Below are 23,239 nucleotides of genomic sequence, written 5' to 3'. Positions count from 1 at the left end.
CGCAGGCACGGGTTACGGCGAGGCGAAAACACTCACCACCAGGCCCTATACACCGCCTGTATTCACAACGAACGCCGCCCAATGGCATAACTCTGAGATGGAAGTCATTTTCAAATTCGGGGTTGGATCAAATATCGAGTTGATCAATACTTATGGGGTAGTCGAGAATAATAGTACTGACAAGAACATGCCCGACCCTGCCATTGAAAATGTCAGTAGCTTCTTCTACAAAGCCCAGCGCGACATTAATGCCACCGAACGGAACAGTTTAAATGCCAATCAGGCGCTGGAACTACACTTGTTCGTTAGAAAAGGAGGAACTGATGCCAACCCCACCGGCTCAGATTCGGGACTAACCGTTACCAATGGCAATTCGACTAAAGCGATTTACAAGAAATTGCGGGCCTACGTTATAGGGGCTTCCGGGGCAATCTACTATGCACCAGTTATCAAAAACTTCTGATCATGTATAAGCATCCTCTTTCGCTGATACTGCTGTGTATGGTATCAATGGCTTCATTCTCCTGCGGATCTACGCTCCTGTTCGACAACTTTTCGGGCGAAGTCGTATCGAACTTACCACCCCACGACATACCCGGCGCGCCTATTGGCGACACATTGACGTATGACTCAGCCATTACCCCTAAGCTAAAAGTCATTCAGGATGGCACCAGCAGAGCACTGTCTTTCTCAGACGAAGCGACAGCCACACGTGGCATGCATAAAGACTGGTTGTCATTTGTAGGCGTCGAGACTGACCCGGATAAACCCATATTAGTTGCATGGACGGCTAAATTGAGCCGGGGCACAAACGATCTGTTATTATTCATCTCAGATGGATACGGAAATTACATTTCCCGCCTGACTCTGCTGAAAAACGGCGAAATAAGAGCGGCTACTGATTTGGTCGACTACGAGAACTATCCCAAACTGATAGGCCGAATTAACTTCGACAAGTATCATATCTTCACCGTTCGTCTCGACCCGCTGACAAACACATGCAACATTGGCGTGGTTGGCGTTGGCGTAACCAGCATCTCAGACGACGATCCGCGCATGCCAGTCAATGTGACAATGGAAAGTCTGTCCAATTTAGCTAGTGAAGACAGGAAGCTTCAGGTTTTGCCCAGGCCAATGCTGTCTTTGAACTGGACTTCCGGACCGATTCGCCATCAGCAGTAGACCAACTCACTGGTTAGTATCAAGAGAGCATAGTTTCGGCCAACTCGGTTGGTAAAGACAGGACGGGGTGTATTTCCCGGACGCCCTATCGCTCGACTGCCAACGTACCTACGCACAAGAAAGGCCACCGGTTAGTCACCGGTGGCCTTTCTTGTGCGTAGGTACGTTGACTCTAAGCTGGCAAGTCTGTTTCGGGCTTTTTGCCCAGTACGTCGTCGATGGCCTGTTCAGCGTTGGGGAAATTCGTTTTCAGAAGCTCAGACAGTTGGCTTTTCAGTTTCTCGAAATACTCGGGGGCATTGTCGATCGCGCCTTCAGCTTCTGATTTCAGTTGAGTGCCCTTCTCTTTCAGATCGGCCATCATTTTCTCGCCATCTTCAGTTTGCAGGTATTTATTGAGCGCTACGCCCGCGGCGGCACCAAGAATGAATGTAGCCAGATGTTTTGCGTTCACTGCCATTGTTTTGCGTTGTTTAGTGAAGCACGAACGTACCGCTTTAAATCAACGAGTGAAAGAGATTCTGAGCGAAAGAGTGACAAGTGGTGCTAAACCGGGATTCGTGGAGGCATCGGCGTGATTACTCGTTCGCCCTTTCATTCGTTCGCTCTTTACCTTTGCCCTATGAAACGGCGTATTTTTCTGGGTTTTTTAGTCATTCTGCTGGCCCTAGGTGTTTGGCAACGTGAATGGGTGAGTTACGGGTACATGCAGGCGAAGGGTCAGTTACATATCATGCTCAACACCCGCCCCATAGCCGAGGTACTGACCGACCCAACCTATCCAGATTCGCTCAAGGCCAAGATTCGGCTTATTCAGGACATCAAGCAATTCGCACAGGATTCGCTGGGCCTCGATCCGTCTGATAATTTTACCACCTTCCACGATCAACAGGGAAAACCGCTGATGTGGGTGCTTGTTGGGGCAGATCGATACGCGCTGAAGCCGGTTTCGTATGATATTCCGCTGCTGGGTACATTTTCTTATAAGGGCTATTTCGATCGTGAACGACTGCTGCAAGCCGACAGCCTGTTGCAACGGCAGGGCTACGATACTCGTATCAACGAAGTAGCCGCGTATTCAACCCTGGGTTTTTTCAAAGACCCGATTCTGTCGAGTATGCTGAAGCGAACCGAGGGTAGCCTGGCCGAACTGATCATTCATGAGCTGACCCACGGCACGCTGTTTGTTAAAGACCAGCTTGAATACAACGAAAACCTGGCCGATTTTGTGGGCGAATATGGGGCAGAACGGTATATGGCGCAGAAATACGGGCGAGATTCGCTCCCCTACCTAAACTATGTGGCAACCAATGCCTACTATGAGCGCTTCACCGACCACATCCTGCGGGGTACTCAAAAACTCGATAGTGTGTACCGATTGCTTAAACCATCAACAGCTGCAGCCATCAAAGAAGCAATGAAGTGGCAAACGATTGAAACGGTCATGACCTCGACAGATACGATCACCGATGGCCGCTTAAACCATTCCGGGAAAAGGCGGGTCTGGTTGAAAACTGACTTACCCAACAATGCGTACTTTGTAGGGTTTCTAACGTATCGGAAGCAACAGAACCGGTTCAAAACAGAGTTTGTTATTCAATTTAATAGCGATTTTAAGCGTTATTTAACACACCTTAAAAAAACCTATCCGTCATTATAAAGGACAGATTGCCATGAAGAAAACAGGTATAACGCTGGGCATCCTGGTCATTCTGACGGCAGCTTTTACAGCTGCCAATACCTATCGGCGCGTCGTGAATACAAGCTTCGGGCCAGGCGAACATATTGAGTACCGGGTTCATTACGGCATCATCAACGCCGCCGAAGCACGGGTCGACGTAGCTCAGTCGCTGTATGCAGTGAACGGTAGGCCCTGCTATCAAGTGAATGTGTTTGGCCGCACCACCGGCGCGTTTGACCTGGTCACGAAGGTGCGCGATACATGGCGTTCGTATATCGATACGGCGGCGATTCTCCCCCAGAAGTTTTACACCAACATTCAGGAGAACAGCTACCGAAAAGAAGAGAACATGACGTTCAACCATGCGGCCAACACGGTCAAGGCAGAAGAGCGAAAAGAGAAAGACCTCTTCAAAGTACCTGATAATGTGCACGATGTGGTCAGCAGCTATTATTTCCTCCGCACAATCGATTTCAACCGGCTTGGCGTTGGCACCGTGATCGAACTCCCTGCTTTTTACGACGACACGGTGTATAACATGAAGGTTAAGTACCGGGGAAAAGAAGCGATCAAAACCAAATTCGGCATGATCAACGTCATCAAACTAAGCCCTATTCTGTCGTCAAATGGTTTCTTCAAGGGTGAAGATGCGCTGCTGATGTGGGTCTCTGATGACGCGAACAAGGTGCCGGTGAAAGTTGAAGTTGAGCTAGCCATCGGTTCGCTCGATATGGACATTAAGTCATTTTCTGGCCTGAAGCAGCCACTTGCTTTCAGGAAATAAGCCGTTTGAGCTGTTTCAAGCCAGTCAGCGCGGCTCGCTCCAGCCAGCCTAACCGGCTCCACGTTAGGGTGATATACGGTTGTGGCTCGGCCCCGAAACTTTCATAGAACGAGACGACCCCCGGTTTGGCGGGGCTTTCAAAATCAAGCAACTGTGCAGACATGGTTGCTTTTTTTTGTTCGTCCCGAATCAGCCTGTCGAGCAGTATCGACCGGGCATTGAGTTGGCGCCCTTCGGCATTGGCGGCATTGAACAGATAAATGATCCGGCCATGCTGCTCTACGAATAGCGCCCCTGCCACAAGTTGGCCCGCCACATAGGCATAGTGCAACGTACCCAGCCCCTGCTGCCGAATAACGGTAAAAACGCCCCGAAACAGGTCGTATGCCCACTCCCCTACCCCAATTTCGGTGGCGTGATTTTCCCGGAAAAGAGCAAGCAACGGCTCAATATCTGTTGATCGGCGTAGCTGCCAGTCAGGTACGTTCCCGATTCGGCGGGCTGCGCGGCGCAAATTCATCCGCCGGTCAGCCGTATAGGCGTTCGTACCTTTTCGGAATGGCAACACATGGGTGTATCGCACCTGCTGACGTACCTGATCGGGCAAACCAAACGCTGGTTTTTCCAGCAGCAAATTCCAGGTCGAAGCGTGGTTGTAGCGGTCAAAAACGGCTCGCAGAAACGGTTCTGCATCGACCGGTTGCGGCGAGAAAATGGCCAGAAACTGGCAGAAAAGCGGCTGATACACAACCCAACGGCCCCAACGGCGTCGGAGCGGAATGGGCAATACGGCCTTGTATTGACCCGTTCTTTCATAACCCACAACTGGTTCAGGGACGTTGCCCAGCACAAGCCCTTCCCATCTCCAGTCAGGTACGTTGGTTACGGCATCCAGATACCACGTATGCCCATATAGCAACGCATTATGCGCCGTTGACACGCACTGATTCCAGGCAACATCATCGATCTGGCGGCGGGTTAGAAAGCGAAGCAAAGGCTATTGCGAATAGGAGGTCAAGAATGCCGTTACCTGCTCATGGAAATGACAGAAGCTACGCGACTGTTTGGCCAGTTCGTCAAAATCAGCTTGCTCCGCAATTTCTTTCGCTACTTTTTCCATCGTAAACTCATCTTCTTTTCCCCGATATAAAAACTTTTTTAGCTCGGTCTGCGGCCTACTTTCAATACCATTAGCTGGAATTGGATCAAGGGAACTTTATTGTACACAAGAAATATTTTTTTGATTAATAGGCTAACTTTCTTCAACCAACTCTATTCTTATTTCCTAAAATTTATCTTAATTAAAAAAACAAATTTTTATAATCTAACTCGACAGTGTTCGCGTTAAATTTAGTCATATACTCCAACGCCTTCAGAAAATTACTTTCCCTGAATTATTCGGACCGATTTGCAGATTGACTTTCTGTAAATCGAGCATTACGTCTTTCAGGCTTTTGAAATTTTGGATGGAGACGCGTTTGAGTATAACGAACGGATGTCAGTGTACGCAATAGTACGAACTTTTAGCGCAGCGTGAACTAAGCAGGTACGTTACCAACCCCAGTTGGCAGGCAGAAACAACTTGAACCAGGGCTTTCTTACCAAAACTGGAGCGGCTCATCGGGCCATAACATGGGTAGAAACGGTAGGCGCAGCAGGCAGTTTACGCCCCGTCAGGGACACAACATCGGTTTTAGCTTGCTCATGTACCAATGTTGTGTCCCTGACGGGGCGTCTTTTTAGCGGCTTGTTACATGCGCTGCCCATGTTATGGCCCGATGGGCCGACAACGTCTGGTTCTGTTTTTTACAAGAATGCAATGCTATTTGAAATACCCCTTTAGCTTGGCTACCTGTTCTTTGGTTTCGGGGTTCTCCTTCAGCAGATCGTTGACGAGTTGAATGGCGTGGATGACGGTGCTATGATCGCGTCCGCCGAAATGGTAGCCAATGGATTTCAGTGAGAGTTCGGTCAGCTCTTTAGCCAGATACATCGCTATCTGACGTGGATAGACGATCTCGCGCTTACGGCTCTTCGATTTCAGATCGGCGATGGTGGTGTTGTAGAAATCGGCGACCAGTTCCTGCACCGTATCGATGTTGATCTCTTTCTCGTCGTTGACAACAATATTACGCAATGTGGCTTTGGCCAGATCAAGGTCAATCTCACGCCGGTTCAGCGACGCCTGCGCCATCAGCGAGACCACCACGCCTTCGAGCTCGCGAACGTTGGTGTTGATGCTGTGAGCCAGGTATTCGATCACACCGTCGTCGATGTAAACGCCTTCGGCCTGCAGTTTTTTCTGAATAATGGCGATGCGCGTCTCCAGGTCAGGCGTTTGCAGGTCAGTAGTCAGGCCCCATTTGAAGCGCGACAGCAGGCGATCTTCCAGCCCGTCGAGGGCGCGCGGCGACCGGTCAGACGTCATGATGATCTGCTTGCCCGATTGGTGCAGGTGGTTGAAGATGTGGAAGAATATTTCCTGCGTTTTCTCTTTCTTCTGCAAAAACTGAACGTCATCGATCACCAGCACATCCACCTGCATGTAGAAACTGGTGAAATCGCGGATACCATCGGTTCGGATGGCGTTCAGGAACTGATTCGTGAACTTCTCGGAGGTGACGTACAGGACGAATTTATCCTGGTTGTTATTCTTGATAAAGTTACCAATAGCCTGCACCAGGTGTGTTTTACCTAGTCCCACGCCACCGTAGATCATCAGCGGGTTGAACGAGGTAACACCTGGCCGTGATGCCACGGCGAAACCAGCATTCCGGGCCAGCCGGTTGCAATCGCCTTCCACGTAGTTATCAAACGTGTAGGTGGGGTTTAGGTACGAATCGAGGGTGAGCGAGTCAAGGTCTTTCAGGGCAAAGGGTGACCGAAGTACCGGGCTCACGTTGTCGGGCTTGGCCGACTGTGGGCTTTTGGTTGTCGGCATGTTCACCGCAATGGGCCGGTTCTGCGCGTCGCCCTGGTCAACCACAATGGAGTATTCAAGCTGCCCGTCGCGCCCGATGGCATAATCGAGGGCCTTTCTGAGGGCGTGAATGAAGTTTTCTTCCAGCCACTCGTAAAAGAATTCGCTTGGCACCTGGATCGTCAGCACCTTCCCGTTGAGCCGTACAGGCACGATCGGCTCAAACCAGGTTTTGAAGCTTGGTTCGGGCACAATTTCCTGAATAACACGCAGACAATTGTTCCAGACAATTTGTACTTCGCGTTGCATGGATCCGGGTGGTACGGGGTGGGTCACTGAATGAACGTTAAGTGGTGCGGCGGTTACGGTCGCCAAAAGGGAGACAAAAGTAGCACAATTTACGAATTACGGACTGAGAAAAAACAGTGCGTACCTTTAGCCTGTTCTGTGACTCAGTTAACGCCTATGCCCACTTCATTTTCGCCCCCCTTCCCCCCTGCGACGCGCGCAGACTGGCTCTCTCAGGTACAAAAAGACCTGAAAGACAGTAACGTATACGAAGGATTGCGCTGGCCATCGCCCGAAGGATTCACCGTTGAACCTTATTATACGGCCGACCAGCTGGAGGCAACTACGGCGGCCTCACTTCAGCAGGCGCAAAAAATAGTGCCCGGCTGGCTAAATGCGCCGGCCTATTTTTTTACGACCGGCCACGAAAAAGCGCTGAATGCCTCGTTGCGTGATGCCATTACAAACGGTGCAGAGGCGCTGGTGCTGAACGTAACTGTCGGTGAAATTGCGTTGCCGCGACTGCTCGATGGCATCAAGTTGAGCAATACACCTGTTTTTTTTCAACTGGCCACAGACGTAGATGCGTCGCATTTTGTACAACTGTTGCGGCAGGTAGCCCCCTACCAACTGCGTGGCGGCATTTTATCAGACTCAGGTACGTTACCAGTGGCTACGCTCACTGATCTGATCGGTCAACATAGCGAATCGCCTAATTTCCGTACTATCGGTATCAGCAGTCACGACGTTCACACTGCCGGGGCCACGGCCACTCAGGAACTCGCTTTCACACTGGCCCGATTAGCGGAAACGTGCAATCAACTCAAAGAAACCGGTCTGACCGTTGAGCAACTTATAGCGAAGACCATGCTTTCAGTTTCTGTCGGCACCAGTTATTTCATCGAAATGGCCAAGCTTCGGGCATTGCGGGTGCTGGTTGCCCGTTTGTATACGGTGGCAGCCGGCCAGTCTATCTTGTTACATTGCCAGACCTCTACCTTCTATGAATCAACGGCAACGCCTTACACGAATCTGCTCAGAGCGACTACCGAGGCGATGGCTGCTGTTATTGGCGGGGCTGATGTGCTGACGGTTCGGCCATACGACGCCGTACTGGCGGTCCCGCGTTCGGGTACGTCGACCGAATTCAGCGAGCGCATCGCCCGCAACGTATCGACGATGCTGAAAGCAGAAAGCTACCTCGACAAAGTGGCCGATCCGGCCGCAGGTAGTTATTACATCGAGAACCTGACGCAGCAACTGGCAGAGGCCGCCTGGACGTTGTTTCAAGAGGTTCAGGAGATGGGTGGTTTCGCGAAGGCAACCGAAGCCGGGTACGTTCAACAGGCGCTAACAACGTCGTATAATGCTAAAGTAGAAGCTGTTCGTGACGGTCGAGTACTCGTTGGCGTGACTAAGTTCAGGCATGATGAAGAGGGGGCAGACATCAGCCCTAAGCCAGAAGAAGACGCTCCAGGGTTAACAAATCGGCGATTGGCCTCGGCCTTTGAATAGCAGTACCCCGTACGAAAACCGTTAACGATCCATGCAACCAACTTCATCCAATAAAGCAAAAACCGACACTACGGCTTCTACTGGTCAAGTGTATACCACGTCTGAAGGCATCAAGCTAAAACCGCGATTCACGTTGGCAGACGTTCCTGCCAGTGCTGCCAACTGGCAGGCGGGTATTCCTCCCTTTTTGCGGGGGCCATACAGCAGTATGTATGTTCGGCAACCCTGGACGATTCGCCAGTACGCGGGCTTTTCAACCGCCGAGGCGTCGAATGCATTCTATCGGCGCAACCTGGCTGGGGGGCAAAAAGGCTTGTCGGTAGCGTTTGATCTGGCTACCCACCGCGGCTACGATTCTGACCATCCGCGCGTCGTGGGCGACGTGGGCAAGGCGGGGGTGGCCATCGATTCGGTCGAAGACATGAAAATTCTCTTCGACCAGATTCCGCTCGATCAGATGTCGGTCTCGATGACCATGAACGGGGCTGTATTGCCCATTATGGCGTTTTTTATCGTGGCCGCCGAAGAGCAGGGTGTATTGCCGGAGCAGTTGTCGGGCACCATTCAGAACGACATCCTGAAGGAGTTCATGGTTCGGAACACCTACATCTACCCCCCTGCCCCGTCGATGCGGCTGATTGGCGATATTTTCTCGTATACCAGCCAGCATATGCCGAAGTTCAATTCCATCAGTATCAGCGGCTACCATATGCACGAAGCGGGTGCACCGGCTCACCTCGAACTGGCCTATACTCTGGCCGACGGGCTGGAATACATCCGCACCGGTCTGGCGGCGGGCATGGGCATCGATCAGTTTGCACCGCGCCTGTCGTTTTTCTGGGGAATCGGCATGAACCACTTCATGGAGATTGCCAAACTCCGGGCTGGCCGGTTGCTCTGGGCTACGCTCGTGAACCAGTTTGGCCCCAAAAATGCTAAATCGCTGGCGCTACGTACCCACTGCCAAACGTCGGGCTACAGCCTTACCGAACAAGACCCCTTCAACAACGTAGCCCGAACGGCCATTGAAGCCCTGGCGGCGGTGCTGGGTGGCACGCAGAGCCTGCATACCAACTCGCTCGACGAAGCCATTGCGCTCCCCACCGATTTCTCGGCACGCATTGCCCGGAATACGCAGCTCTACCTGCAACATGAAACCGATATCACCCGCGCCGTTGACCCCTGGGGCGGCTCCTATTACGTCGAATACCTAACCAATGAACTCGTTGAGAAAGCACGGGTATTGATCGACGAAGTGGAGCAGCTTGGCGGTATGACCAAAGCCATTGAAACAGGCCTACCCAAACTGCGCATCGAAGAGGCCGCCGCCCGCAAACAGGCCCGCATCGATGCTGGAAAAGACGTGATCGTAGGCGTGAACCGTTACAAACCCGCCACCGATACGGTCATCGAGTTACTGGACATCGACAATCAGGCCGTGCGCGGATCGCAGCTGGCGCGGCTGGCGCAGGTACGTGCCGAGCGCGATCAGGCGAAGGTAGACGAAGCCCTGGCGCAACTGACAGCGGCGGCCAGCGGTAACGAAAACCTGCTTGCGCTGGCGGTCAATGCGGCCCGGCACCGGGCAACGCTGGGCGAAATTTCGGACGCCCTCGAAAAAGTATTCGGTCGCCACAAGGCCACGATCCGGTCGGTATCGGGTGTATATTCGGCAGAGGTGTCTGACGACGAAAACTTCAGGCTGGCGCGGGAAATGACCAATCAGTTTGCCACTGAGGAAGGTCGCCGTCCGCGCATTCTGGTAGCCAAAATGGGGCAGGATGGGCACGACCGGGGTGCCAAGATCATCGCTACCAGCTTTGCCGACCTGGGCTTCGACGTAGACATGGGGCCCCTCTTCCAGACGCCTGCCGAAGTGGCGCGCCAGGCTGCCGAAAACGACGTTCATATCGTGGGGGTATCGAGTCTGGCGGCAGGACACAAAACGCTGGTTCCGCAATTGATCAACGAATTGAAAGCCATTGACCGCGATGATATTATGGTCATTGCCGGGGGCGTTATACCCGCTGGCGACTATCAGTTCCTCTACGACGCGGGCGTAAAAGGCGTTTTTGGCCCCGGCACTATCATCTCCATCGCCGCCCAGAAAATCCTGGTCGAACTGATGGGGCCAACGCCTCAACTACCTGATTAAAAGTAAGCTCAACATGATTTGATTTTTGGAACGTACCCGGATGACGAAGAGTTGAGTTGGTACAACAAATCGACATAACTATGCTGACTCCATTGCAATTAGAACTGCTTAAAACGTTTTCACGGCCAATTCCTGATGAACAAGTTCGGGAGATCAAGCAATTGCTAGCCGATTACTTTGCTCGGAAAGTAGAGGATGACGTTGATGCTCTGTTTATAGAAAAGGGATGGGATGTGAGCACCATTGAAAACTGGGCTCAGGAGCATAACCGTACTCCATACACCCACAATTGATGCGCATTGTCATTGATACAAACTGTTTTCTGGCGATTATTCCAAAGCTATCCCCATACCGTTCTGTTTTTGATGCCTATCGTGCAGGAACGTTTGAACTGGCTGTCAGTACTGAGGTTTTGGAAGAATATACTGAGATTTTCGGGTCTCGTATGACACCCGCTATTGCAGAAAACCTACTTGAGCTGATTGACAGGCAGGCTAACACGGTTAGAACCGAAATCTTTTACCGATGGGACCTAATCGCCGCCGATTACGATGACAATAAATTCGTCGATTGCGCACTATCGTCCGGAGCTGATTTTATCATTACGAATGACCATCACTTCGACGTGCTTAAGTCAATGGATTTCCCAAAAGTTAACTGTCTCACACTCTCTTATTTTGCAACCCTGATGCCACTTCTCTAGCAGAGGCGTTTTTGGCCCCGGCACTATCATCTCCATCGCCGCCCAGAAAATCCTGGCTGAACTGATGGGGCCAGGCGTTTCGGGTAGTTGAGCAGCGAATCAATCTACCTACGTTAAGACTTTTTAGGAGAAGCCACTGCCAACCCCTGGTCAGTGGCTTTGGTCTTTATAGTGAATCTCGACTTTCTTCCCCATGCGCTACATTATTCTACTGTGTTTAACCGCCGCCACTTCACTGGCCCAACCTGTAACCGAAACCCAGAAGCTAACGTCGCTCTGTAAGGTCTGGGGTTTTCTGAAATATTATCATCCCAGCGTAGCGTCGGGCAAACAGGACTGGGATCAGCGGTTGATCCAACTACTTCCTGTTGTACAGCAAGCCAGGGATAAGCAACAGCTCAATGCGATTTACACCCGGTTGATTGATAGTCTGGGGACGGTCAGGCGCTGTAAAACATGCCAGCAGTCAGCGACTTCTCCAACGCTTGGGCGGCATAATCTGGACCTGTCTTTTCTGACCGATTCTCTGCTGTTTACGGAAGACGTTCAACGCAGATTAACGTACCTGAAAGACAACCGACATCAGGGCAGCAATTATTATGTACAGCAACCAAATGAAATTGGTAACACAGTATATGACAACGAAAAGCTCTACGCCGATATGCCAATTCCAGACGAGTCTTATCGACTTTTAGCGCTATTCCGGTACTGGAACATCATTCATTATTTCTTCCCGTACAAATATGCCATTGATGGCAGTTGGGATGAGGTAATACGTACCATGATCCCTGTTTTTCAACAGGCAAAAAGCCCGGAAACCTATCAGAAAGCACTTTTTCAGCTGGTTGCGAGCATCAAAGACAGTCATGGTTTTCTAACCTCAACCGATAAATCGCGCTGTCTGCGCTGCGACCTGGGTACGTTGTGGCTTCCTCTGGAGCTTAAGCTCATCGACGACAAAGCCGTTATAACCCGGATTTACAACGACTCGCTCATCAACTCAGGTACGTTGCCGATTGGTACCGTGATCAGCGCCATCGACGGGCAATCCATTCGGTCTCATGTTGATCGAATTCGGCCTTACGTTTCTGCTTCCAGCGAAGCGGATATGCTCCGCGATGTTCGGGGCCTTATTGGCGTAAGCTCGGAAAAGCAGGCGACATTAACGATTGACCGACAGGGGCAAAACGAAACCGTACTGACATCGCGCTACCCTTACCATTCGTTTCGCAGCACCGCCTCCCAATCAATTAATGCACGGTACCCAGTCAGTAAATGGCTGACCGACAGTATTGGTTACGTCAATCTGGGGCATCTTACTTCCCGTCAGGTAGATAGCGTGCTGGTGCCGCTGATAACGGCAAAGGCTCTTATCTTCGATTTGCGCAACTATCCGCAGGGTACTTTTTGGCTTATTGGGCGTTACCTCACTCACAATTGGGTACCATTTGCCCGGTTTACAGGGCCAGATATGCGATTCCCGGGTACGTTTAAAGGAATTAGCTCAGCCTGGCTACCACGCTTCAAAAGGAGTTTATACACTGGTAAAGTCATCGTTCTAATCGATGAAGAAACGCAAAGTCATGCGGAATATACGGCGATGGCTTTCCGTACAGTTCCCAATGTCGTTCTTGTTGGCAGCGCAACCGCCGGAGCTGACGGTAATATATCATGGGTGCCGTTGCCGGGAGGCTATCGAACTGCTTTCAGCGGAATTGGCGTTTTCTACCCCGACGGCCGGGAAACGCAGCGCGTTGGCATCGTGCCTGATGTTTTGGTGCAGCCCACGATTGACGGTATCCGCGCAGGGCGTGACGAGGTACTGGAACGGGCTATTGAGGTCAGCCGTGGCAACTAGTAGTGTCTACTCGATCACTGGCCAGCGCATGATGAACGTGGCTCCTTCGCCAGGTTTGCCAACGGCCTCGATGGTGCCGCCAAGGTTTTGCATTACGCGGTTGCAAATGGCCAGCCCAATACCAGTGCCTATATACTGGTGGTGACTATGTAATCGTTGAAATAGCTTAAAAATGCGTTCGCTGTACACAGGTTCGAAGCCGATTCCCCGGTCGGCGATTGTCAGTTGATGCTGCTCAGGTACGTTCCGCTGATAGCTGATTGTAATGTGAGGCGGGCAATCGGGCCGACAGTATTTCAGTGCGTTACTAATCAAATTATCAATGAGTTGCCGGAAGGCAAATCTGGCTACTTGCACCACAGGTAATGGCTCCACGTTGATCTCGGCCCGCCTGGCAGTAATTACATCGTAGTGGTCCTGACACACCTGATCGGCCAGTTCATTTAGGTCAACGGGTTCAGTTTCCGGTTCAGTTGAGTTTATCTGTGAGTAAGTGACCAGATCTCGAATAAGTTGCTGCATTCGGACCGCAGCGGCATTGGATCGGCGAAAAAACTCTTTACCCTGCTCCGACAATCGGTCAGCTTCTTTTTCAAGAATGAGCTGGTTGAAGCTCTTTATTTTGCGCAATGGCTCCTGTAAATCATGGCTCGCAATGTAGGTGAATGCACTTGACTCGGCTACCAGTTGCTCCAGTTTCTGATTTTTCTCTTCGAGTTGCCGGTTCAGGTCAAGCAGGTGTTGCTCCTGCTGTTTTCTCCTGGTAATATCCATATCGATCCCGAACACGCCAATTGCTTCACCCGCCTCGTTCCGAATGATCTGTCCGTTGGTGTAGATATAAATCTCGCGGCCCAGTCTGTCGTATCGCCGGTATTCCATCTCCACATCATCACCCTGAAGTAGCCGACTTACTGCCGTTTCCAGAATAGGCAGGTCATCTACATGGGTTGATTTGGCTACGCTGTCTAAATCAACGCTTACTTCATCGGGCTGATAACCCCAGAATCGGTACATTTCAGGGCTCCATCGAATTTCAGTTCCCCCGAAATACCATTCCCAACTAGCCATTCCTGCCATTCGTTGTGCCTGACTTAACTGGGCTTCGCGCAGGAGTAATTTCTCGCGCAAGGTTAGTTCAGGCTCTGCTGGAACGGTGCTCTGGTCTGCGGATGCTGTTGACTTTTGTGGAAAAACAGGCATAGTTGATAAGGTAAACGGAAGGTGGCTATGTAGCGTTAAGGTGGATAGGCCATGAAGGTACTGAATTTGTACCCGTACGACGTATATATATCCATAACGCCTGACTCACGATGAGCGTGTAAAAAATCAGTATCGGCTAAAAACAAAATTGGCGTAGAGCCGGGCCAAACCAGATAAGCGGTTTGCCCCGGCTCTACGCCAATTTTGTTTTTTGACTACCTGTTCCTAGTTCCGGGTTATCACCGAATCGGGCAGGAAACGGACATCCAGCCCGGTGGCTTTCTTCAGGGCTGCATAGTTATTTTTGCCATCCTGATAAGCCGGGTTTACTTCCATCGACTTATTGTAGTAGTACGACGCGAGCTGGTATTTACCCTCGTTCTGGTAAATCACACCCAGATTATTATAAGCTGGTGCATATGATGAAGCCGCCCGGATCGTCTGCTTGTAGTAATGCTTAGCCGAGTCGACATTGGGCGTAATCCGCTGAAATACATAGGCCATTGAGAAGTACGATTCACCGAAATTCGGGTAAATCTTACATGACTCCTGCAGATGGTCGAGTGCCAGGCGAGCATACTTGCCAGCTTCTTTGTTGTATTCGGGCAACATGGCCTGATACTTCTTGATCGAATCGGCTTTGGTTTTGTAGCGCATCATCCGCACGTTGGCCGAATCGATCTTGGCACGTTCTTTCAGGCCCTTTTCGATCCATTCGTTGGCTACGTGGCGTTGCACCTGGCAACTGGTTGGCGCATAGGGCAGCGCCGAGTTGAACAGCACAAAATTGTTTTCCCAATCGGGGTTACGCGTAATGGTTTTGAACGAGTACAGGCCACAGGCGAGCCCAACCACCACAGCCAGCGGCAGGTAGTTGATAGCCATCTGCGCCAGGGCGGGCTTCGGTGAACGGAACGAATCAATCACCGACTGGCTATCCGAGACGGCGGCCTCTTCAGGTACGTTCGTTTTGGCTTTATCCAGCCCAAACCGGGCCACTGCAGCCTGAACAGCCCAAACCAGCACAAAAGCGAAGCCCATTACGGCGGCATACAGGAAACGTTCGGCCAGAATACCACCCCGACTGTAGATAAAGCCCAGACCTGGCATCATGGTAACGAAGAACCAGAACAGGCCAAAACCCCAGAGTGTGCGCCGACGGAAACCGATCCAGGTTAAAACAATCATCCCCACCATCGAGAAAAAGCCCAGCCACGACATGATATCGCCTTTACCGCCCGTCGGAATCACGTTGAACGAATAATCGTATACCAGCGGATGCGGCAACACCAGCAGTTTCAGGTAATACATGAAGAACTTGAACATGGTCGACGTCTTCGTGTTCAGAATCGCGTACGGATAGTTGGCCCAGTCGACAGGTGGGGTACCGGCGAGGGTACCGATCATCTTCTGTTTCTGGTAGAAGAACAAGGCCGAAACAATCAGGAACGGCCACAGGCTGATCATCGAGTTGAACACGTTACGACGGGCAAACCAGTATTGCATGGCCGGAATCAGCGCAAGGCTAACGATCGACGATTCTTTTGACAGGAACGCGAAGTAGAGTGAGGCACAGGCCAGACCAACCCAGCTTGTCGACAAAGCGCCCATGATCACCACGCCGATGATACCACCAGCCGTGGCACCAAACGCGTTGACCAGCAAACTGCTACCGATTACCCAACCCGCTACTACTGAGAATACCGTAAGCAAACCACCCAGCGCAATATCGGCAGCAGGGCCCTGATACCAGAATGACGTTTTGGCTTCAAGGTGCTTCCAGTAGGTCAGCAGCATCAGCGAAATGAACAGGAAACTCAGCAGTTCATCGCGGCCTTTAATGTTGGCAACAATCTCGGTATGAAGCGGGTGTGTAATAAAAACCAGACCAATCAGGAAAGCGACGATCGTTTTACCAGGCAGCCATTTCTGGAGCAGCACACCAATGCTTAGTCCGGTAAGTCCATATAAGCCGGCGTTGATCATGTGGCTATATTCAGGATGCTTATCGCCGAAAAATTCCTGTTCGAGCGCAAACGTAATCAGCGACAGCGGCCGGTAGTACCCCAGCGAGATATTGCTAAAGTGCCAGAATTCTGTCCGCATCAGGTCGGGTAATCCTTTTAGCCCCTGTTTTACGAACAGGTTTTGGCCAATAGCGGCAATATCATCGAGCGCATACTGGTGGCCGAACGTGTTGGCATACAGCAACACGCCGATGGCAGCCAGTGCCAACATGGGCCACCATACCACGGGGCTGCGTTCAATCGGTAAGTCAGAGACAGTTGGTGTTGACGGACGCGGTGCCGCTACGGGTTGCGGTCGCGGTGAAGCAGCCACCGCCGGGCGGGGTGCGGCAGCCTGTGGGGCTGCATAGCCGGTACGTTGCGGTACGGCCGGTTTCTTTTTACTCATACGTATGGGTTATGATACTAAAAATGCCCTAAAACAGGCTAAATTGTGGTTTCTGGTCTGTTTTCAGCAAACCTGAGTTTACTGGTAGCTTAGTCAAGTAAAGTTCCGCAAGTATGCTAACAAAATCAACGTTCCTGCCAAATCGACTACTGACAAATCTGTTTATCAGTAGTTTATTGTTCACGCTCAACGGCTGTCTGCCCGTTCCCCAAGGTCCTAAACCGGGTAGTAGACCAGCGCAGCCAACCAGTGAACACCTAACGCTGGGTAATCCGAGCCTGGCCACAACGATCGATCCCGACAATTACCTGATCGAAAAGCATCAGTTTTCGCTCAGTTTCAACCGCAGCCGGGGCATTGCCAACTGGGTAAGCTGGCACCTGAGCCCGGAATGGCGGGGAGATGCCGCCAGAACCAAGACCTTCCGCCCCGACCCGGACCTACCCGCTGGTTATTCAACGATCAGATCGAGCGATTATGAGAAGACCGGTTTCGATCGGGGTCATTTGTGCCCATCGGAAGACCGGGACAGTAACCCCACCGACAACGCTGCCACGTTCGTCCTATCAAACGTCGTGCCGCAAGCACCAAAATTCAACCGCGAAACGTGGAAGTACCTGGAAGAATATGCCCGCAAGCTGGTCGACAACGGCAACGAAGTGTATTTGGTGGCAGGAACCGGGGGCTCGGGAGGCACCGGCGAACAGGGGGAAGCCAAGAGCTTAGCCGCCGGGAAAATTACGGTCCCTGCTGCGATGTGGAAGGTGCTGCTGGTGTTGCCAAACGGTACCGATGACCTGAATCGCATTGGCCCCAATACACAGGTGATAGCCGTATATATTCCCAATCAGCAATCGGCAGCTGAGCGCAAGTGGGAAAGCTATCGTCTGTCGGTTGACGAATTGGAGCAACGAACCGGGTTTCGTTTCTTCACAAACTTGCCAATTGATATTCAGGCAGCACTCAAAAAGCAAACGGGGAGCAACTACTGAGGCACTTTGAAGGACTACCATTATTTGCCTCGGAATTATACCTCATGTGTAGGTACGTTGCCCGTGCGGTAGCAACGTACCTACAGCGATTTACGAACGGTGAGCTGGAACGGGTTTTTGATCTGTCCGTTCACTTTTCCGGTTACCAGTTGAGCGGCAGTGCGGCCCATTTGGGCGAAATCGGTTGAGATTACCGTAATGCCATCGAGTAGCAGTTCTTTCAATGGGGTTTCGTTGTAGGATAGAATCCCGACTTCCCGCCCTACCTGATACGGCGTTTCTTTTATCTTCTTGATCAGCGTGACCAGATCCTCTTCCATCAGATTGATATACGCGCAATCAGGCAGGATATCGGCCGATGTAATGTCGGGCGTTACAAGCGCCTTAAATCCATAATCCGTGCAGAACCGGTGAAAGCCGGCTACTATTCCTTCGGGATGATAGGTGTATTCGGGGAACAGTAGATTCAGGGTAGCATACTTTCGCAGTAACGGCAATGCACTTACCAGCGCCTGCACAAGGTCATTTTCAAAATCCTGATAAACAGCCGAATACTTGCCTGTCAGGCCGTTAATGAGCTTGTCCATTACCACGAGTTTATGCTTTGGCAACGTGTTGATCAGATCAACAGCCCGCTCACCGCCTTCATAAAAATGCGGAATGATTACGTAGTGCGTGTAGCCGTGGGCGTGGTTTGGCAGAATGGTTTTAAACAGCCGGAAATCGTTGTTGTAGATAAAAAAATCGATAGGCACGTCAGGGCCTAGTTCGTCGGTGAAGGCGTCGTAGATGATTTTTTTATGGGCGCTGAGTTTATTGAACAGCAGAAAAACCTTCAACGCCCGGTTTATTTCCAGATCGCTGATATACGAGCCTTTACCCTTCGTCGACTCAATTACTTTCTTTTCTTTCAGCAGATCATAGGCCCGCTCTACCGTTCGCTTCGAGACGTCGAATTCAGCACATACCTCGAAAATTGACGGCAGTTTATCGCCCGGCAGAATATCCTTGTTCCGAATACCTTCAGTGATGGAATTGTAAATCTGAAGGTACTTGGGCGTACTCGAAAAGTCGTTGATCGCTATTTGCTGAAGCATTGGGGCCGTAATGCCGAACCGGGCGGGCGTTTCCAATCCAGTTTCGGTCAAATGAATAGGTAGTAAGCGCAGTTGCCAAAGCTTTCGCTTCGGCCAGACCACAAAAGTACCGTATTGATCACGTACCCCGGCGAACCGGTGCATTATTCCTTTAGTATAAACACAGTCAGGCCGCGTGCGCCGTGGGCGCCAATCACCAGACTCTGCTCAATATCAGCGGTTTTGGAGGGGCCGGAAATAAATGTACCAAACCCTGTTGCTGCCACATCAATACGGCGGTAAGCCTCGTGCATGTTTGATACCAGATCGACCTCGCGGATAATTATTGCCAGATACTGCGTGATCATGGGCATTGCCCGGAAATGCGACGGGATATGCTGCTCATCAACCCAGATAGCCGCATTTTCAGCTACGCCCAATTGGCCACCGATGATAGCCAGATTGAGCCCGACCAGATCGTGCGGGACCGTGATCAGGGTTAAATCAAGATCAGCCACGTCGGCCAGTTCAGGAATGGTCGTACCAATGCTCAGCACATCGGCGTAGGTCTGGCGCAGGTACGTGGCAATAGCCGCATAGTCAGGTACGTTCACCGCCTGTCCCCCAACAAACGCCAGTACCTCGGCAAACTGAGCGGCCAGGTCCGGGTAGGTTGTCTCAAAAGTAAACTGCTCTGGCAGCGGCAACCGATCCGGCTGATTAGCCCGAATAGCGGCCAATATGGTGTCGCGTGAAGTCATTTTTCAGTGATCAGTGAACAGCTACCAAGTACCAGCGCTGCTTATGAGAGCCCTTCCCGGCGAATGGGCTATACATATAAGCAGCGCTGGTACTTGATGGCTATTTACTGTTTATTATTTATGTACCAATCCCGAAAGCTTTCTGCTGGTGGCTCGGGCATTTCGCGGTGAGTATACCAGGGATTCAGTCCATTTTCGGCTACGACGGGGGCAAATCGTAACACGCCGCGCCCCACCTTTCCAGCCATCCGGTATAACCGGGGCGATTCCAGTACACTGGCCATGGTCTTCATCGCCAGCGTTTTAGCTGTTGGTCCATGCCCTTCCTGCATTAATACCTGCCGCCACTTGTACAATTGTTCGTGGATGTCAATTTTCACCGGACAAACATTACTGCATGAGCCGCAAAGGGTACTGGCAAAAGGCAAATCAACATTCTGGCGCATATCCAGATTAGGGGCCAGGATAGACCCGATCGGACCGGCAATGGCCGTGTGGTAACTATGTCCGCCACTCCGACGGTATACCGGACAGGTGTTGAAACAGGCTGCACATCGGATGCACTTCAAGGAATTTCGGAAGTCAGCGCGACCCAACTGACGGCTTCGGCCATTATCAACAATGACCAGGTGCATCTGTTGCCCTTTTCTGGGTTTGTGAAAATGGCTCGAAAACGTGGTAATGGGCTGACCAGTGGCCGAACGGGCCAGCAGTCGTAGAAACACACCAAGATGTTCTGCACGAGGAATAACTTTTTCAAAGCCCATACAGGCGATGTGCACATCGGCCAGGTGCACGCCCATATCGGCGTTGCCTTCATTGGTGCAAACTACAAAACCACCCGTTTCGGCAATGGCGAAGTTCACCCCGGTGAGGGCCACTTTACGCGTCAGAAACGTGTCGCGCAGGTGTTGGCGGGCGGCTTCGGTCAGGTATTGCGGGTCAGTTGCGCCCGCATCAGTGCCCAGGTGTTTGTGGAAGGTATCGCCCACATCGCCCCGCTTCAGGTGAATGGCGGGCAACACAATATGGCTGGGCGCCTCGCCGCGCATCTGCACGATCCGCTCGCCGAGATCAGAGTCAATTACGTCAACGCCGTGCTCTTTCAGGTATTCGTTCAGGTGGCATTCTTCCGTCAGCATCGACTTCGATTTCACCAGCTGATTCACTTTATTATCAGCCAGAATCTGACGGATAATGGCGTTATGCTCGGCGGCATCGGCAGCCCAATGCACCATGATGCCGTTTGCAATGGCCTTTTGCTCAAACTGCGTCAGCAGGTCGTGCATGTTGGAGAGCACATGATTCTTTATCTGCGAGGCGGCTTCGCGCAACCCCTCCCACTCGGGTATCGACTGCGCGGCTCGGTCGCGTTTACTCCGCACAAACCAAAGGGTTTCGTCATGCCAGTCAACTCGGGCCTCGTCTTTATTGAAGACAGCCGCCGCCTCAGCGTGCGATAGGTTGCTCATACTTAGTTTACTAACAACTCTGAGATGTGCTTTACTTCGACTTTACTTTCCTGACGGCGCAGAATTCCCTGCATGTGCATCAGACACGATACATCTACGCCCGTAATGACGTCTACGTTGTGCCGCAGGTGATCGGCAACCCGGTCTTTCCCCATCTTGGCCGAAATGGCTTCTTCGGTGACGCAGAAAGTGCCACCAAAGCCACAACACTCATCGCGGCGATCGAGGTCCACTAATTCCACCCCATTCACCATCTTCAGAAGCCGGGCTGGTTTAGAAACACCCTGGTTCCCGACCAGTTCAGACATAGGCGAGAGATGCAGTCCGCGCTGCCCGTGGCAACTCTGGTGCAGACCTACACGCAACGGACGTACCCGGTGTGGATGTACCTGATTTTTAGCCGGTAACGATTCCACCTTCAGCACGTCAGTAATGAACTCGGTCAGTTCGTATACCCGGCCGCGAATAGCTGATGCGTCATTGTCAGTAGCCGCATTGTGGCCGTGCAAATGCTGTTTAATGTGCAGCGTGCAACTGCCCGATGGCGACACGACATAGTCGTACCCGGCAAAGTTGCGAATGAAATTATCGTCGCAGCCCCCGGCCAGATGAGCGTAACCGGAGTTGGCCATCGGCTGTCCGCAGCAGGTTTGATTGAGCGGATAATCAACGGTACAGCCCAGTTGTTCGAGCAGCGTCAGTGTTGCTTTGGCTACCTGCGGATAGAACTGATCAACGTAACAGGGGATAAATAAGCCTATCTTCATGTGAGTCCCTACCAAAAGGGTATGTTAACTCTCGGGCTCGATCTGTGGAGCCGGATAATACGTTAAGTCGATCAAATCAGCGGAAATCGGTTCTGGATTCCAGTGTTCATGAATAGCCAGGGCCGCCCCCAATGCTGTTGCCTGCGCAACCGAAGCCGCCCATATATCGATTTCGGGGAAAGCCGCGGCCAGCAGATTCATGTAAATTGAGTTGTGGCTAAACCCGCCATCCACGAAAATACGGCTAATCGGGCCAACTGAGTTACCCGGAATAACCAGCGCCGTTGAAATCAATTGCTGCGCCATCAGATCGAGCATCAATTGGTGGTAGGCCGTTTCGTAATCATCAAACTCAGTCAGATCGCGCCGCACAAAAGCTGATTGCGTAAAGGGCGGAATGGTTGCCGGTGGGGTCATGCCCAGCCAGTCACCGACTGCTTCATGATCAACCGGCTGGGTACGTTGCAATTTAGCAATGATATCAGCGTCATATTGTACCCGTTTATAGTACGACTCAGGTACGTTGAAGTGAGCTGCCAACCGTTTTATCTGCTGCTCGTGCTCGTTTCCGGCGAAAAGCCGCGATGCTTTAACGGGTTGTCCTTTGTAGGTCAGGTAGCACAGGCAATCGTATTGTAACTCTTCAGCCGTCAGCGGGTCATTGTTGAACGGATTCATACTGATGCACCAGGTGCCCGTAGATATCAGCACGAATGGCTCACGAAATGAGGCCAGATACGGAATCAGAGCCGATGATGAATCGTGGAGACCCACACCGACCTTCAGTTCCTTTCCACCCACCGAGACAGTTTTGACGCTGTCGGACGGGGCAAGCACAGACAGACACGAGTCTAACTGCTCCTGTTTTACCCAGTCATGGTATTCGGCACGCTGGAAATCCCAGAGCATGGTATGGCAGCCTAGGCTGGTCATTTCGGCAACGGGCTTGCGGGTGATCAGGTAGCTCATGTACTGCGGGAGATGCAGCGCGTAGGCCACCTGGGCAAACAAATCGGCCCGCTCATGTTTGAGGCGGTAGAGTTGCAGCCCGGAGTTCAGGCTATCGAGGGCAGGCGAGGCGGTTCCAACCGAGAGCCGATCTGACGGGCCATACTGATCATAGAACTGCTCGCGCAGATCGTCCGGGTATGGCTTAAGGTAATTAGTCAGACAACCTACGGGCCTACCATCTTTATCGACGTAAACAAAACTGGCCCCGTAGGTTGTGAAATTCAGCGCTTTTACGTCATAGTCAGGCAGTTTCATCACATCCTCTACAGTACCTGATGCCCATTCGATCAGCAGTTCCAGGTCTTCGCAGGGATCGCCGTCTTCGTCAACAGTCTCAGGCAATTGCGCTGATTTCTCCCAGACAAGTTGATAATGGCGATCAAAAAGGAACACCTTCTTGTTTGTTTTGCCAACATCAACGATAGCAATTACGGGCGTTTTCAAAGAATGAAAGAG

At 51.6% G+C, this 23,239-nt stretch carries 22 protein-coding genes; 10 read left to right on the top strand and 12 right to left on the bottom strand.

What is annotated here, in order from left to right; all coding sequences use genetic code 11:
* Window positions 1–97 precede the first annotated feature (97 nt).
* Both J2I46_RS28250 and J2I46_RS28245 read left to right on the top strand, forming a co-directional pair.
* Entirely contained in the window at window positions 98–463 is a 366-nt protein-coding gene (locus tag J2I46_RS28250) for a hypothetical protein (RefSeq protein ID WP_207332450.1), read from the top strand.
* A gap of 2 nt (window positions 464–465) precedes the next feature.
* Window positions 466–1,182: a hypothetical protein gene (locus tag J2I46_RS28245; protein ID WP_207332449.1), complete on the top strand. Its 717-nt coding sequence runs from the start codon at window positions 466–468 to the stop codon at window positions 1,180–1,182.
* 172 nt (window positions 1,183–1,354) lie between these two features.
* Here the strand turns inward: J2I46_RS28245 and J2I46_RS28240 are convergent, their stop codons facing one another.
* Window positions 1,355–1,642 (bottom strand): YtxH domain-containing protein, encoded by a 288-nt coding sequence (locus tag J2I46_RS28240; protein WP_207332448.1) that lies wholly within the window; start codon window positions 1,640–1,642, stop codon window positions 1,355–1,357.
* Window positions 1,643–1,804: 162 nt separating this feature from the next.
* Between J2I46_RS28240 and J2I46_RS28235 the strand changes: the two genes are divergently transcribed.
* Together J2I46_RS28235 and J2I46_RS28230 are read left to right on the top strand one after the other, a co-directional pair.
* Window positions 1,805–2,842, top strand: coding sequence for an aminopeptidase (locus tag J2I46_RS28235; protein WP_207332447.1), 1,038 nt, complete (start codon window positions 1,805–1,807; stop codon window positions 2,840–2,842).
* A gap of 13 nt (window positions 2,843–2,855) precedes the next feature.
* Window positions 2,856–3,647, top strand: a complete 792-nt coding sequence (locus tag J2I46_RS28230) for a DUF3108 domain-containing protein (RefSeq protein WP_207332446.1) — start codon at window positions 2,856–2,858, stop codon at window positions 3,645–3,647.
* Here the strand turns inward: J2I46_RS28230 and J2I46_RS28225 are convergent.
* The 4 genes from J2I46_RS28225 to dnaA all read right to left on the bottom strand — a co-directional run bounded on the left by J2I46_RS28225 (window position 3,637) and on the right by dnaA (window position 6,876).
* A complete protein-coding gene (locus J2I46_RS28225) occupies window positions 3,637–4,641 on the bottom strand; it encodes a GNAT family N-acetyltransferase (protein WP_207332445.1) in 1,005 nt (334 codons plus the stop codon). The two genes, J2I46_RS28230 and J2I46_RS28225, sit on opposite strands and share 11 nt — an antisense overlap.
* A gap of 3 nt (window positions 4,642–4,644) precedes the next feature.
* Window positions 4,645–4,767, bottom strand: a complete 123-nt coding sequence (locus J2I46_RS33215) for a hypothetical protein (protein WP_262898063.1) — start codon at window positions 4,765–4,767, stop codon at window positions 4,645–4,647.
* 252 nt (window positions 4,768–5,019) lie between these two features.
* Entirely contained in the window at window positions 5,020–5,085 is a 66-nt protein-coding gene (locus J2I46_RS32980; protein WP_229379996.1) for a hypothetical protein, read from the bottom strand.
* Window positions 5,086–5,469: 384 nt separating this feature from the next.
* On the bottom strand, window positions 5,470–6,876 hold the full coding sequence (gene dnaA, locus J2I46_RS28215; RefSeq protein WP_207332444.1) for a chromosomal replication initiator protein DnaA: 1,407 nt from the start codon (window positions 6,874–6,876) through the stop codon (window positions 5,470–5,472).
* A gap of 156 nt (window positions 6,877–7,032) precedes the next feature.
* Here dnaA and J2I46_RS28210 point away from each other — a divergent pair, with 156 nt between their 5' ends.
* The 5 genes from J2I46_RS28210 to J2I46_RS28190 all read left to right on the top strand — a co-directional run bounded on the left by J2I46_RS28210 (window position 7,033) and on the right by J2I46_RS28190 (window position 13,086).
* Window positions 7,033–8,370, top strand: a complete 1,338-nt coding sequence (locus J2I46_RS28210) for a methylmalonyl-CoA mutase family protein (RefSeq protein WP_207332443.1) — start codon at window positions 7,033–7,035, stop codon at window positions 8,368–8,370.
* A 31-nt stretch (window positions 8,371–8,401) separates the two neighbouring features.
* Complete coding sequence (scpA, locus tag J2I46_RS28205; protein WP_207332442.1) at window positions 8,402–10,525, top strand: methylmalonyl-CoA mutase; 2,124 nt, start codon at window positions 8,402–8,404, stop codon at window positions 10,523–10,525.
* 80 nt (window positions 10,526–10,605) lie between these two features.
* A complete protein-coding gene (locus J2I46_RS28200) occupies window positions 10,606–10,818 on the top strand; it encodes a DUF8507 family protein (protein WP_207332441.1) in 213 nt (70 codons plus the stop codon).
* Complete coding sequence (locus J2I46_RS28195) at window positions 10,818–11,228, top strand: putative toxin-antitoxin system toxin component, PIN family (protein ID WP_207332440.1); 411 nt, start codon at window positions 10,818–10,820, stop codon at window positions 11,226–11,228. The genes J2I46_RS28200 and J2I46_RS28195 overlap by 1 nt, the downstream gene beginning before the upstream one ends.
* A 193-nt stretch (window positions 11,229–11,421) precedes the next feature.
* Window positions 11,422–13,086, top strand: a complete 1,665-nt coding sequence (locus J2I46_RS28190; RefSeq protein WP_207332439.1) for a S41 family peptidase — start codon at window positions 11,422–11,424, stop codon at window positions 13,084–13,086.
* A gap of 6 nt (window positions 13,087–13,092) precedes the next feature.
* On the opposite strand, the gene J2I46_RS28185 is transcribed toward J2I46_RS28190, so the two are convergent.
* Together J2I46_RS28185 and J2I46_RS28180 are read right to left on the bottom strand one after the other, a co-directional pair.
* The gene (locus tag J2I46_RS28185; RefSeq protein ID WP_207332438.1) at window positions 13,093–14,289 is read right to left on the bottom strand and encodes a sensor histidine kinase; all 1,197 of its coding nucleotides are present in this window, start codon (window positions 14,287–14,289) and stop codon (window positions 13,093–13,095) included.
* A 225-nt stretch (window positions 14,290–14,514) separates the two neighbouring features.
* Window positions 14,515–16,704, bottom strand: coding sequence for a tetratricopeptide repeat protein (locus J2I46_RS28180; RefSeq protein WP_207332437.1), 2,190 nt, complete (start codon window positions 16,702–16,704; stop codon window positions 14,515–14,517).
* A gap of 113 nt (window positions 16,705–16,817) precedes the next feature.
* On the opposite strand from J2I46_RS28180, the gene J2I46_RS28175 reads away from it, so the two are divergent.
* The gene (locus J2I46_RS28175; protein WP_207332436.1) at window positions 16,818–17,696 is read left to right on the top strand and encodes a DNA/RNA non-specific endonuclease; all 879 of its coding nucleotides are present in this window, start codon (window positions 16,818–16,820) and stop codon (window positions 17,694–17,696) included.
* A gap of 80 nt (window positions 17,697–17,776) precedes the next feature.
* Here J2I46_RS28175 and J2I46_RS28170 read toward each other — a convergent pair whose 3' ends face one another.
* The 5 genes from J2I46_RS28170 to J2I46_RS28150 all read right to left on the bottom strand — a co-directional run bounded on the left by J2I46_RS28170 (window position 17,777) and on the right by J2I46_RS28150 (window position 23,227).
* Window positions 17,777–18,937, bottom strand: coding sequence for a GntR family transcriptional regulator (locus J2I46_RS28170; protein WP_229379988.1), 1,161 nt, complete (start codon window positions 18,935–18,937; stop codon window positions 17,777–17,779).
* Window positions 18,937–19,533 carry a LutC/YkgG family protein gene (locus J2I46_RS28165; protein WP_207332435.1) on the bottom strand — a complete coding sequence of 199 codons (597 nt, stop codon included), beginning with the start codon at window positions 19,531–19,533 and terminating at the stop codon, window positions 18,937–18,939. Before J2I46_RS28165 ends, J2I46_RS28170 begins: the two co-directional genes overlap by 1 nt.
* A 104-nt stretch (window positions 19,534–19,637) precedes the next feature.
* Window positions 19,638–21,005, bottom strand: a complete 1,368-nt coding sequence (locus J2I46_RS28160) for a lactate utilization protein B (RefSeq protein ID WP_207332434.1) — start codon at window positions 21,003–21,005, stop codon at window positions 19,638–19,640.
* Between the two features lie 2 nt (window positions 21,006–21,007).
* Window positions 21,008–21,772, bottom strand: coding sequence for a (Fe-S)-binding protein (locus tag J2I46_RS28155; protein ID WP_207332433.1), 765 nt, complete (start codon window positions 21,770–21,772; stop codon window positions 21,008–21,010).
* A 24-nt stretch (window positions 21,773–21,796) separates the two neighbouring features.
* A complete protein-coding gene (locus tag J2I46_RS28150; RefSeq protein ID WP_207332432.1) occupies window positions 21,797–23,227 on the bottom strand; it encodes an FGGY-family carbohydrate kinase in 1,431 nt (476 codons plus the stop codon).
* Window positions 23,228–23,239 lie beyond the last annotated feature (12 nt).

Origin of the sequence: Fibrella forsythiae (genome assembly GCF_017353175.1) — a bacterium.
Classification (GTDB): domain Bacteria; phylum Bacteroidota; class Bacteroidia; order Cytophagales; family Spirosomataceae; genus Fibrella; species Fibrella forsythiae.
This window is presented reverse-complemented; position numbering and strand designations above follow the sequence as displayed.